Here is a 12,987-nt window from a genome sequence, read left to right as displayed (position 1 = left end):
CATGTTGGATATTATCATTTATTTTATAGGATTTATCATTACAGCACCAGTTGCAGCAACAGTTATTGTTTATCTTATTTCATTTCAACTTTATAATCACAGGTGGAAAGCAATTCATAAGTCTGTGAACTGGACGACCCTTTTATATATCATTGCGGTTGCAGTATTATTCAGGATAATTTTCGGGAACTCGTTTATTGGTATACTTTTTGTTTTATTGATTAGTATATTTATATTCATTGCAGTCGCCCAGTGGAAAATTAATACCGAAGTTGTTTTTAATAACATATTTAAGATTTTCTGGCGAATATGCTTTCTGCTGTTTTTATTTCTTTATATAATATTGGTGATATTTGGTATAATTCAGCGTCTCTTTTTCCAGTAAGCTATTTTTGTATATTACTTTGCTTTTTTAATTCCTGGTTGAAATAAACTGCGAACCAAACCCATTGCTAATAAGTTAGAGAGGCTCTTTGACCACCGCAGCTGGAATATACTCGCTTTCACACCTCCGGGTACCAAGGCGACATCTGCTCAAAAAGTTCGTTTTCGCAGTGTCTTCTTAGCCGTGGGCAAGTGCCGAGCCCTCCTCGGCTCGTACCTCGCCTGCGGGGTCTCGCCTAACTTGTACTTCCCACAGGACAAGGAAGGCTACGTCAGCGATACATCGCACGAAGAAAAAGTGTTTTTCTTTTTCGAGGAGTCTCGCATATTCCAGCTGCTGGTTTCTACTTTTAACCATCACAAAACAAATCTTTACCAAGATATGTCGAACAATTTTCAGCGGAGGAAATACGCTGAGACTCCTGGGGGAGGACAGGCATCGGTGAGACCACTGAGTGCGCCAGCACGAGGAGGGCTCACCAGCCGCCCCCGGAAAGCGAAGTGTATTTCCGCAGCGGTGTCATAGCACTCAACTTATTTCATAGTAGTTCGCAGTTTATATCTTTTGTGTCAAAAACACCCTTCCAGTAACACACGATAAAACAGATTTAATGAATTTGTTGCCAGTTTTATGTACAATACGTTATGGATACATTTCATTACGGTAAAAGGAGCATGAATTTAATGCGAATCGATACGATTAAACAGCAAAAGCACAGCCCATTAATAGATGATTATCGCAGAAACAAAAACAGTATTATGCAATATTTTGATTATAACCCTTATACAGGTTCAACATATAAAGCAAGGTTGGAAGAACTTAAAAATCGAAATTTCGATCGCGAACAACTTACTGAAACACTACTTACCATGAATCAGCAATGGAATGCTCCTCAATCTACATATCATAATATTGAACGTCTAAAAAGAAATGATAGTGTTGTAGTTATCGGAGGACAGCAGGCTGGGTTGTTAACCGGTCCTATGTATACAATTAATAAATTAATCTCCATTATCCAGTTTGCCAAACAACAGGAATCCGAACTTCAAATACCAGTTATCCCTGTCTTTTGGATAGCGGGAGAGGATCATGATTTTGAGGAAATTAATCATATCTTTCTGCCGGAAGAATCTACGATGAAAAAGTTCAAGTTGCTGCAGCGCGTTATGGGAAAGCAATCTGTCTCTGATATCCCAATTGACCAAAAGTATGCTGATCAATGGATAAATCGATTGTTTCAGCAGCTAAGTGAAACACGGTATACGAAAGAACTTTATAAAACGATTCAGGATTGTTTGGAAAAATCCGATACGTATGTGGACTTTTTTGCGCGGATTATATTCCATTTATTCGATGAGGAAGGTGTGGTTCTGACAGATTCAGGAAACCCGCTGATACGTAAATTGGAACAAAATTATTTTTCAGTAATGATTGAAAAACAGCAGGAAATCAGTGAAGGTGTATATACATCACTTCAGCAAATCAAACAGGCAGGATATGCTGTTTCACTTGATGTAGAGCCAGATGATGCACATCTTTTTTATCATGAGAATAATGAACGTATATTGCTCACCCGTAATGAGGATGGAGACTGGCAAGGGAAGCAGAATGAAGTCCTGTTAACAACCCAGGAAATGGCTGATATTGCAACGAATAATCCGGATTTACTTAGCAATAATGTTGTTACAAGACCGCTTATGCAGGAATTATTATTCCCGACACTGGCATTTATCGGCGGCCCTGGTGAAGTTGGTTACTGGTCCGTATTAAAACCGGCCTTCCAGGCAGCTGATGTGAAGATGCCGCCGGTTCTTCCAAGGTTATCTTATACATTTATTGAGCGCCATGTAAGTAAAGCATTAAATAAATATGGAATCACAAACGAATTCGCAATTAATCATGGTGTAGAAGAATTAAAGACAAATTGGTTAGCATCACAGAGTAATCCGCCGGTGCAGCATGTTGCTTCAGAAATTAAACAGGCGGTTGACAAGGTGCATCAACCATTGCGTGACATTGCCAAAGATATTCGTTCGGATCTCGGAGAATTGGCAGACAAAAATCTGTATTACCTTCATTGTGATATTGAATTCCTTGAAGGCAGGATTTTAAAAGCGCTGGAAGAGAAGTATAACAAAGACCTGCAGGAATATGATGTTATTCAAAATGCCTTACATCCGAATAACGGACTCCAGGAACGTACATGGAATCCTTTACCATGGTTAAATGAATATGGTCCGTACTTTATAAAACAACTGGCAAAAGAACCCTATTCATTCATGGAAAGTCATTATGCGGTTTATTTTTAACAAACACCATCCACTATCCCCCACTTTTATATTAAATGCGGGGGATAGTGGATTTTTATATATATTCAGTAACCTAAAAACGTCGGGATACTTTGATATCCCGGCGTTTTTATAATGTATAGCTTTTATTGATATACAGTGTTTCAGGTGGCATGACACTAGATAAATAGACCTATTTTATATTTTTGAATAAAAAATATTAAAAATAAGTGGTGAATAGTGGGGGGTTGTGGTAACATAGTGATATGAAAGTGGGGTGCAGTCTATGTTCATGGGTGAATTTCAGCACAACATTGATACAAAAGGCAGAATAATTGTCCCTGCAAAGTTCCGTGAAGGGCTTGGGGATAGTTTTGTTGTCACCCGTGGACTTGATAAGTGTTTGTTTGCTTATCCGATGGACGAATGGAAATTGCTTGAAGAAAAGCTGAAAAAACTCCCACTAACCAAAAAAGACGCACGAGCTTTTACAAGATTCTTCTTCTCAGGAGCAGTTGAATGTGAAGTGGACAAACAGGGAAGAATAAACATTCCCCAGCCACTTCGTAATTATGCCGTTTTGGACAAGGAATGTACCGTGATCGGTGTATCCAATCGAGTCGAATTCTGGGCAAATGAGAACTGGGAAGATTATTTCAGCGACTCAGAAGAATCGTTTGGTGAAATCGCTGAAAACCTGATGGATTTTGATATTTAAAGCACAAAAGAGGAAGCGCCCGGGTAGCGACGTATGGACTGCGCCTGTGCATCGCAGGTGGTTCGACGTTGCCGCGCATAGCGGCGGTCTTAGTCGAACTTCCGAACTTGCCGAAGGAGATAAAGGAAACATGCCCCTGCATCAGGGGTATGCCGACGTTGGCCGGCAAGGCCGGTTTTAGTCGGCCTTCCTCCAACTTTCGAATCGATGTTGACTTATCGTACGGAGGTGAGGGAAGTCCACTAGTCGCTGGGCGCTGGAGCTGGACGTGGCTGATTTGATAGCTAAATTAACCTTAGTCTTATTTTATAGTTAATTAATTAGTATTTTTAAAAAGCGGGTGTTTCAATGTTTGACCACTATAGTGTTCTAAAAGAAGAAGCGTTGGAAGGAATGGCCGTTAAACCGGATGGTACATATGTTGATTGTACAGTAGGTGGTGGTGGTCATTCAGAACAGATTGCTTCCCGTTTAGGAGAAAATGGCCTGCTCGTTGCTTTTGATCAGGATCTGGATGCCCTGAAAGCCGCAGAGTCAAGACTGCAGCACTACCGTGATCGGATATTGTTCATTCATTCAAATTTCAGAAACCTGGAAGAATCCTTAACCAGCCATAAAGTCGAGAGCATTGACGGGATTCTTTTTGATCTTGGTGTATCTTCACCGCAATTGGATCGTGGCGCTCGGGGATTCAGTTATCAGCACGATGCGGAACTTGATATGCGGATGAATCAGGAACAGGAACTGGATGCAAAAGAAATTGCAAATACGTGGCCATATAACGAACTGGTCAAAATCTTTTTTAAATATGGCGAAGAAAAATTTTCGAAGCAAATCGCCAGAAAAATTGAAATGTATCGAAAAGAGAAGCCAATTGAAACCACACATCAATTGGTGGACATAATTAAGGAAGCTATACCTGCACCGGCACGCAGAAAGGGAGGACATCCGGCAAAACGTATCTTTCAGGCATTGCGAATCGCAGTGAATGACGAATTAGAAGCGTTTAATGATGCTTTGCACCAGGCTGCCAAGCTTGTGAATGTAAATGGCAGAGTAGTTGTTATTACCTTTCATTCGCTGGAGGACAGGCTCTGTAAGCAGGCTTTCAAAAAATGGAGCACAGCTAAACAGGTGCCACGGAATTTGCCGGTAATACCGGAAGATCATAAAGCTCCATTCAAACTGATTAATAGAAAGCCAATACTGCCGGGTGATGACGAATTGAATGCAAATCGCAGGTCAAAATCAGCTAAATTGCGTATCGCCGAAAAAATCAATGAATGGAATGAAGACTTTACTTACGAAGAAGGGTGGAAAAAATCATGAGTGCAATTCACGCGCGAAACTGGGAACAATCTTATACGTCACAAGCTCCAAAAAGAGAAAAACAAGTTGCGGTTAAAGTTCGTAAAAAAAGCTGGATTTCAAAAGGTGAAAAGGTATTGTACACTGTAGTAGGTCTATGTTTGGTTGCCGCTTGTATTTACGTTATCTCATTTGCTTCATCTACTGATACAATAAACAGGGAATTACAATCACTTGAGCAAACCGTTCAGAAACAGGAAGTTAAAAACGAAGGGTTGTTATATGAGAAGAAGCAGCTCAGCAGACCGGAACGTATTACAAGGATTGCAAAAGAGAACGGCTTAAAGATTCAAGACGCAAAAGTGAAAAGAGCGACAGCATTCAACAATTAAGTAAGGTGAATAGATAATGGAAAAAAATAAAACAACTCACTTTATGTCCAGCATATTGATTCTTATTTTTGTCGTGATTTTTTTACTCATAGCCGGCAGGTTTCTGTATATTCAGGCTGCCGGTGAAATAAATGACGTTTCATTGAGCGAATGGGCTGAAGAAAAACGCACTGCATCTTACACCCTTGATGCGGAACGCGGAAAAATATTTGGTGAAAATGGAATGACCCTGGCATATGATCGGCCGGTATTCCGTATCCAAGCTATCGTTCGTGAATCTTATACCAAGGATCCTGAGGAGCCATTGCATGTAAAAAAACCGGAAAAAACTGCGGAATTGCTGGCTCCTTTATTAGATACAGATAAATCCTATATTCTTGAACAGCTCCGGGAAGGTATTGAAAGCAATGCTTTCCAGGTGGAGTTTGGCAGTGCCGGTAAAGAGCTCTCACAGCAGACGAAGGAAAAGATTGAAGCACTTGAACTCCCGGGAATTACCTTCAAAAAAGAAGCGGTCCGGTATTATCCTAACGGGTTGTTTGCATCTCATATAATCGGATTTGCACGTAAAGAAGAGGGGGAAATCACAGGCATAACAGGAATAGAACGTGAAATGAATAAACTATTAAGCGGGAAAAAGGGTTACATATCATACGAACGTGATAAGTTTGGTACAAAACTGCTTGACCCGAATGAAGTCATCAAACAGCCTCAGGACGGCCAGGATGTTTATTTAACAATTAATCAGAAAATCCAAACATTGCTTGAAGATGTCATGACGCAGGTCGATAAGGAATATAAACCGGAGCGAATGACTGCAATTGTGATGGATCCTAATTCAGGTGAGGTTGTGGCGATGAGTAATCGTCCCAGTTATAACCCGAATAATCCGGCGAATGTGGAGAATTGGTATAATGACGCCATTTCCACCCCATTCGAACCAGGCTCAACGGTCAAAATGTTTACGTGGGCTGCTGCAATTGAAGAGGGAGTTTACAATGGTGACGAATGGTTTAAATCCGGACGCTATCAAATTAGTGAGAGCGTACAGCCGGTCCACGACTGGGAAAGTGATTGGGGCTCGATTACTTTTGATCAAGGTTTTATAAGGTCTTCCAATGTTGCAGCATCAAAATTAGTGTGGGAAAAAATAGGAACTGAGAAATACCTGAATTATCTTAAGGCTTTTGACTTTGACCAAAAAACCGGTATTGATTTACCCGGTGAGGTAGGAGGAACGCTTGTTTATAATTGGCCACGGGATAAAATTACTACGGCATTTGGTCAGGCGAGTACACTGACACCAATTCAGCAAATGAAAGCTGCAACAGCTATTGCTAACGATGGGAAAATGGTAAAACCATATGTCATTTCAAAAATAGTCGATTCAACTTCCGGAGAAATACTTAAAGAAAAAGAACCGGAAGTAGTAGGTAATCCGATTTCCAAAGAGACTTCAGATCAAGTAATGAATCTTTTAGGAGATGTTGTCTCGTCAGAAAATGGAACCGGAAAAGAATATAAGCTTGATGATTATTCAGTGGCAGGAAAAACCGGTACAGCACAATTTATTGAAGATGGCAGTTATGTAACCGGACATGAAAATTACGTTTTTTCATTTTTGGGGATGGCACCAAAAGATGATCCACAATTAATGATGTATGTTTCGGTAAAACAGCCTGAACTGGATGGTTATGAGCCTGGTTCAACTCCAGTATCATTTATTTTTAAAAACGTTATGCAGAACGCTCTGCATTATTTGAACATTGATCCTGATAAAGAATCATCAAAATCTGTCCATGCAATCAAGCTTCCGGAAATCGTCGGTGAAAGCACTTCTTCGGTCAAAAATGAATTATCTGATAAGGGATTAAATGTTGCGGTAATTGGTTCAGGCAATACCATCAAAGCAGCTAGTGCTGAAGAAGGAGATGAACTGCTTCCAAAAGACCGTATTATACTTGTAACTGATAAACCGACAATGCCGGATATTACCGGATGGTCGTTACGGGATGTATTGCAACTGGCCGATTTACTCCAGTTAAAAATCGAGACAATTGGCAACGGATATGTTGAAACTCAAAGTATTAAAAAAGGTACTCCTGTTAAAAAGAATGATTATTTAGGAGTGGAGCTAAAACCACCTGGCTCTGTAAACAGCGAAAACGAATCAAATGAAGAAAATTCAGCAGAACAGACTGAAGAAGTACAGTCTGAAGAAACGGGCGCAACCCAATAGTAAATCAACTCCGGGCTTCATACCTGGTCTATGAAACAGTGTTCTATTCAGTTTTTTACATTCATATAGTGGATACAAGCCTACCTATGAAAAGGGGATGGAGAATGAAACGTGTATCTGCTGTCACTGTAAGAAAACGAATAGTTACTGTTTTTCTTTTTGGATTATTATTCTTTGCAATAATTGATGCCCGGCTTGGGTATGTCCAATTCATTATTGGTGATGAACTGATGAAAAAGGCAAATGAGTCCTGGAGCAGGGATATTACCTTTGAGCCGGAGCGAGGTAACATATTGGACAGGAATGGTGAAATTTTGGCCGAGAATGTTACAGCTCCTTCCGTTATTGTCGTACCAAAGCAAGTTGAAAATCCGCAGAAGACTGCCGAAAAGATAGCAAGTATATTAGATATTTCGGTAGAAAAAGCATATGAATATGTAACCGAGGATTCTGTTTATACCAAGGTGCATCCTGCTGGAAGGAAAATTAATGAAGAGCAGGAAAAAGCGTTCAGCACCCTTAATCTTGATGGAGTCTATTTGGCAAAGGATTCAAAACGGCATTACCCATTTGGTGATGACTTGTCACATGTACTGGGATTTGCGGGAATCGACAATCAGGGATTAATGGGGCTGGAACTTTATTATAATGATAAACTAAACGGTGAGGAAGGAAGTTTATCCTTTTTCTCTGATGCCAAAGGGAAGAAAATGGAACAAATTGCAGATGAGTATAAAGCACCGGAAGATGGATTGAATCTTAAAACAACGATTAACTCAAAAATCCAGACGATAATGGAAAGAGAACTGGATTTGGCTTTTGCTGAATATAATCCGGATGGAGCTTTGGCGATTGCAGTTGATCCGGATACAGGCGGAGTTCTTGGTATGACATCACGTCCAAATTTCAATCCGGAAAATTATCAAAATGTGGATCCGGAAATTTATAATCGGAACCTTCCTATTTGGAGCACCTATGAGCCGGGGTCAACATTTAAAATCATTACATTGGCTGCCGCGCTTGAAGAAGAAGTAGTGGATTTACATGAAGATGATTATCAAGATGATGGTGATATATCCGTCGGCGGGACGGAATTACACTGCTGGAAGAGCGGCGGACACGGACACCAATCATACCTGGAAGTTGTTCAAAATTCATGTAACCCTGGATTTGTAAATCTTGGAATGAAGCTGGGCGAGGAAAAATTATTCAGCTATATAAATGATTTTGGATTTGGGCAGAAAACGGGAATAGATTTAAAGGGTGAAGAAAACGGAATATTATTTAAGCCTGAGAATGTAGGTCCGGTTGAATTGGCTACTACTTCATTCGGACAAGGTGTATCGGTGACTCCGATTCAGCAGGTAATGGCAGTTGCAGCAGCTGTCAACGGCGGTCACCTGTATGAACCTTATATTGCCAAAGAATGGATTGATCCACAGACGGATGAAGTAGTTGAGAAAATTGAGCCTGAACTAAAGGAGAATGTTATCTCAGAATCAACGTCCAAAGAACTTCGTAAAGCACTGGAAAGCGTAGTAGCAAAGGGAACCGGTCGTCCGGCCTATGTTGATGGATATCGTGTCGGCGGTAAAACAGGTACGGCTCAAAAGGTTGGACCGGATGGTAATTATATGACAGGAAACTACATCCTTTCATTTATTGGCTTTGCACCTGCAGATGACCCTGAAATTGTTGTTTATGTTGCAATAGACAATCCTAAAAGTGATGTTCAGTTTGGAGGTGTTGTAACAGCACCTATCGTTGGAACTATTATTGGTGACAGTTTAAGGGCCATGGGAGTGGAGCCTAGTGATAAGGGGCTTGAAAAAGAATATATGTGGCCGGAACAGCCGAAAGTGGAAGTCCCTGATTTAACTGGTCTAAAGAAAAGTAAGTTAACTGAATACCAGACGAATTTATCGATCGAAACAAGCGGGTCCGGTAAATATATAATCGACCAGGAACCAAGAGCAGGAGTAAAAGTCGAACAAGGAGCAAAAATCAGAATTTACCTTTCTGATAAAAATCAATCGTGAAATAGGATAATCTTTGCTATAATAAATAAGAATTAAGCGAGTAATACACTTCAATTTGGAATCAAAGTGAAATTTCCATAAAAGGACAGTTATCTATAAAAGTATCGCGTTTGACACAAAATCCATAAACTGCGACGTAACCGCCGTGTTTGGTTTCCGCTGCGGGCAGCAGCTTTCACACCTCCGGGTACCAAGGCGACATCTGCTCAAAAAGTTCGTTTTCGCAGTGTCTTCTTAGCCGCGGGCAACGCTTCAGCCTCCTCTGAAGAAGACCACTTCCTGCGGGGTCTTCAGCCGTTGCTTTTCCCGCAGGAGTCAACTGCCCTCCGCTCCAATCAAACACTGTTATAGCGGAGGAAATATACGTAGACTCCTGCGGGAGGAAAGGCCCTAGGAGTCTGTCCGATGGAATAATTTTTGTGAATATATATGCACTTACACTGAATAATCAATGTATATTCCGCCGTATTTCGAATAAAAATACGACAATTTCACTTCGTCGGACAGCCTCCTAGGTGAGACTCGAAGTGCGAAAGCACGGAGAGGCTCAACAGCCGCCCGCGGAAAGCGAAGTATATTTCCGGAGCGGTGTTATAACACTTAACTTTGATCGCATTTATATCAGTACGAAGATTAAACTAGCGACAAATTTCAAAAAAATTTTGTAAATATACAGAGCCAAAAAATAAATAAAGAGGGTCTTTGCACCCTCTTAAAAATTGATTATTACAAGAAAGTATATGTGGGATATAACTAAATGAATAGGATGTTTATAAATGAGACTATTAGAAATTCTTTCAGCTGTACCATTCTATGAAACTACAACAGCAATTGACAATGTAGAGATCAGTAATATTGAAGTGGATTCCCGAAAAGTGTCGGAAGGTAGCCTGTTTATCTGCATCAGCGGCTTTACTGTAGATGGCCATGGTTTCGTCGAACAAGCCATTGAAAAAGGTGCAACTGCTATACTGGCTGAAAAAGAAGTGGTATCATCTGTACCCGTTATTTACGTTGCTGATTCATCCAGGGCATCAGCGATGGTAGCAGCCAGATTTTACGGGTATCCAACCCAAAAGTTCCCGCTGATTGGTGTAACGGGTACAAATGGTAAGACAACTGTTACATATCTGTTGGAATCAATATTTAATCAGTATAACCAGAAAACCGGTGTTATTGGAACAATACAAATGAAGATTGGACAAGAATCATATCCCGTCAATAATACAACGCCCGATGCTTTATTCCTGCAAAAAACATTTAATCAGATGGTAAATGAGAATGTGGATAAAGGAATTATGGAAGTTTCGTCACACGCTCTGGATATGGGACGGGTACATGGGTGTGACTTTGATGTAGCAGTATTCACAAATTTATCACAGGATCATTTGGATTATCATAGAAATATGGATGATTACCTGCACGCCAAAAGTCTTTTGTTTGCACAATTGGGGAATACCTATAACATCGATAAGAAAAAATTTGCAGTAATAAATGAGGATGATCCCAATAATGATGTACTAAAAAGAAGTACATCACAGCATATAGTGACATATGGCTGTACTAATGATGCACAAGTGATGGCGACTGAAATAAATCTGGAAGTTACGAAAACAACTTTTACGATGCTTACTCCTGAGGGATTTTTTCAGGTCAACAGTAAATTAATTGGCATGTTCAATGTGTATAACATGCTTGCGGCTGGCGCAGCGGCAATTTCATTAAATGTACCGCTTCAGGTTATTAAGGAAGCCCTCGAAAATACCGGGGGAGTAAGCGGTCGTTTTGAACCAGTGGACGATAAGCAGCCTTTTGCAACGATTGTTGATTACGCACATACGCCTGATTCACTGGAAAATGTACTGCAAACGATTAAGGAATTTGCTAAACATAACATTTATGTTGTTGTAGGCTGTGGTGGTGATCGTGACAAAACGAAACGTCCACTAATGGCAGAGATTGCACTTAAATATGCCGACAAAGTTATCTTCACATCAGACAATCCGCGAACAGAGGATCCTCAGTCGATCCTTAACGATATGACAGAAGGAATTGAAGCAGACCATTATGAGGTAATTGAGGGGAGAAGAGATGCTATTTCCCATGCGGTCAGTCTTGCTGAAAAAGAAGATATTATATTAATTGCCGGAAAAGGACATGAAACGTATCAGGAAATAGGTCACACAAAATATGATTTTGACGACAGGGAAGTTGCCAGAGATGCAATTAAAGCTAAGGGGAAATGATCATGTTATTTACCACTGAATGGCTTACGACAATTTTTACTGATTATAAAGGGGCTGCCAGTGATTCAATAGGAATACATGAGGTGGCAACCGACAGCCGTAAAAAAACGGACAGATCCTTATTTGTACCGATTTCCGGTGATAAATTTGATGGGCATGACTTTATGAAGCAGGCATTCGACCGGGGTGCTGTGGCTGCATTGTGGGATAGAGAGATACCACTTCCGGATTTTCTGCCTGCAGATTTTCCGGTGTTTTTGGTGGAGGATACATTAAAAGCATTGCAGGAATTGGCAGGCTTCTATCGGGATAAAGTGAATCCTGTTGTAATAGGCATAACAGGCTCCAATGGTAAAACAACAACAAAGGATATCGTTGCCGCCGTTGTGAAAACAACGTTTAATACACATTATACGGAAGGTAACTTTAATAATCATATCGGTATGCCGTTAACCATTTTGTCCATGCCAAGGAATACGGACGTTCTTGTCGTTGAAATGGGTATGAATCATGCTGGTGAGATAGAAACATTGTCCAGCATAGCCAGACCGGAAATTGCAATCATAACAAATATAGGGGAATCACATATTGAATATCTTGGCTCAAGAAAGGGTATCGCACAAGCAAAACTTGAGATTGTAAAAGGTATGAAAGAAGAAGGCCCTCTTATTATTGATGGGGATGAAGCTCTGTTGGCAAAAATGCATGACCATGGCAATGTAATAACATGCGGATTTGATGCCAACAATGATTTAGTAGTGGAAGATGTTAATATTTCACATAACCAAACACAGTTTGAGCTTTCAAACGGGTTTAAATACACTGTTCCATTGCTGGGAAAACATCATGCATTGAATGCCACTTATGCAATCGCAGTTGCCAAATGTCTCAATATATCTAAAGAAAATGTAGTAAGGGCACTAGCATCACTGGAAATGACATCCATGCGATTTGAGCTGATGAAGGGAAGAAATGATGTCTCGGTTATTAATGATGCTTACAATGCCTCACCTACTTCGATGAAGGCAGCAATTGATGTAGTGAAACAAATGGATGGATTCAAAAACAAAGTACTGGTACTTGGTGATATTTTTGAGCTTGGTGATGAGTCAAAAGCGTTCCATCAGTCAGTAGCTGAAAGTATTGATGACTCGATATCTGCCGTATTTACGTTTGGTAACGATGCAAAGGAAATCTCAGCAATTGTCGGCGAAGAATACCCGGGAATCAACTGCAGCCACTTTGCAACTGAAGAGGACCTGCTGAATGCACTTCAAAACTATATATCAGAAGATACATTATTTTTGTTTAAGGCATCCCGCGCGATGCATTTTGAACTGTTTGTAGAAAAAGTTATGGATTAATTGTAATA

The 12,987-nt window shown here is 40.4% G+C and carries 9 protein-coding genes; all 9 read left to right on the top strand.

Going from position 1 to position 12,987, the window contains the following annotated elements; genetic code table 11:
• The first annotated feature begins 1 nt into the window (after window position 1).
• The 9 genes from G6R02_RS20410 to G6R02_RS10085 all read left to right on the top strand — a co-directional run bounded on the left by G6R02_RS20410 (window position 2) and on the right by G6R02_RS10085 (window position 12,979).
• Entirely contained in the window at window positions 2–385 is a 384-nt protein-coding gene (locus G6R02_RS20410; protein WP_164669104.1) for a DUF3397 domain-containing protein, read from the top strand.
• Between the two features lie 683 nt (window positions 386–1,068).
• Window positions 1,069–2,694, top strand: a complete 1,626-nt coding sequence (gene bshC, locus G6R02_RS10120) for a bacillithiol biosynthesis cysteine-adding enzyme BshC (RefSeq protein WP_164669103.1) — start codon at window positions 1,069–1,071, stop codon at window positions 2,692–2,694.
• A 265-nt stretch (window positions 2,695–2,959) separates the two neighbouring features.
• The gene (gene mraZ, locus G6R02_RS10115) at window positions 2,960–3,391 is read left to right on the top strand and encodes a division/cell wall cluster transcriptional repressor MraZ (protein ID WP_164669102.1); all 432 of its coding nucleotides are present in this window, start codon (window positions 2,960–2,962) and stop codon (window positions 3,389–3,391) included.
• Window positions 3,392–3,739: 348 nt separating this feature from the next.
• Window positions 3,740–4,720 carry a 16S rRNA (cytosine(1402)-N(4))-methyltransferase RsmH gene (rsmH, locus tag G6R02_RS10110; protein ID WP_164669101.1) on the top strand — a complete coding sequence of 327 codons (981 nt, stop codon included), beginning with the start codon at window positions 3,740–3,742 and terminating at the stop codon, window positions 4,718–4,720.
• On the top strand, window positions 4,717–5,091 hold the full coding sequence (ftsL, locus tag G6R02_RS10105; RefSeq protein ID WP_164669100.1) for a cell division protein FtsL: 375 nt from the start codon (window positions 4,717–4,719) through the stop codon (window positions 5,089–5,091). Before rsmH ends, ftsL begins: the two co-directional genes overlap by 4 nt.
• Window positions 5,092–5,107: 16 nt before the next feature.
• Window positions 5,108–7,330 (top strand): penicillin-binding protein, encoded by a 2,223-nt coding sequence (locus G6R02_RS10100; protein ID WP_164669099.1) that lies wholly within the window; start codon window positions 5,108–5,110, stop codon window positions 7,328–7,330.
• A gap of 104 nt (window positions 7,331–7,434) precedes the next feature.
• On the top strand, window positions 7,435–9,369 hold the full coding sequence (locus G6R02_RS10095; protein ID WP_164669098.1) for a stage V sporulation protein D: 1,935 nt from the start codon (window positions 7,435–7,437) through the stop codon (window positions 9,367–9,369).
• A 776-nt stretch (window positions 9,370–10,145) separates the two neighbouring features.
• A complete protein-coding gene (locus tag G6R02_RS10090; RefSeq protein ID WP_164669097.1) occupies window positions 10,146–11,615 on the top strand; it encodes a UDP-N-acetylmuramoyl-L-alanyl-D-glutamate--2,6-diaminopimelate ligase in 1,470 nt (489 codons plus the stop codon).
• A gap of 2 nt (window positions 11,616–11,617) precedes the next feature.
• Window positions 11,618–12,979, top strand: coding sequence for a UDP-N-acetylmuramoyl-tripeptide--D-alanyl-D-alanine ligase (locus tag G6R02_RS10085; RefSeq protein ID WP_164669096.1), 1,362 nt, complete (start codon window positions 11,618–11,620; stop codon window positions 12,977–12,979).
• Window positions 12,980–12,987 lie beyond the last annotated feature (8 nt).

This window comes from Virgibacillus doumboii (genome assembly GCF_902806455.1).
Lineage (GTDB): Bacteria > Bacillota > Bacilli > Bacillales > Amphibacillaceae > Lentibacillus > Lentibacillus doumboii.
Note: the sequence above shows the minus strand (reverse complement) of the source record. Positions and strands in the feature narration are given on the sequence as shown.

What these genes read in the sequence shown, in the direction of transcription:
- G6R02_RS20410 (WP_164669104.1), top strand. Translation starts at nt 2, where the DNA reads ATGTTGGATATTATCATTTATTTTATAGGATTTATCATTACAGCACCA.
- bshC (WP_164669103.1), top strand. Translation starts at nt 1,069, where the DNA reads ATGCGAATCGATACGATTAAACAGCAAAAGCACAGCCCATTAATAGAT.
- mraZ (WP_164669102.1), top strand. Translation starts at nt 2,960, where the DNA reads ATGTTCATGGGTGAATTTCAGCACAACATTGATACAAAAGGCAGAATA.
- rsmH (WP_164669101.1), top strand. Translation starts at nt 3,740, where the DNA reads ATGTTTGACCACTATAGTGTTCTAAAAGAAGAAGCGTTGGAAGGAATG.
- ftsL (WP_164669100.1), top strand. Translation starts at nt 4,717, where the DNA reads ATGAGTGCAATTCACGCGCGAAACTGGGAACAATCTTATACGTCACAA.
- G6R02_RS10100 (WP_164669099.1), top strand. Translation starts at nt 5,108, where the DNA reads ATGGAAAAAAATAAAACAACTCACTTTATGTCCAGCATATTGATTCTT.
- G6R02_RS10095 (WP_164669098.1), top strand. Translation starts at nt 7,435, where the DNA reads ATGAAACGTGTATCTGCTGTCACTGTAAGAAAACGAATAGTTACTGTT.
- G6R02_RS10090 (WP_164669097.1), top strand. Translation starts at nt 10,146, where the DNA reads ATGAGACTATTAGAAATTCTTTCAGCTGTACCATTCTATGAAACTACA.
- G6R02_RS10085 (WP_164669096.1), top strand. Translation starts at nt 11,618, where the DNA reads ATGTTATTTACCACTGAATGGCTTACGACAATTTTTACTGATTATAAA.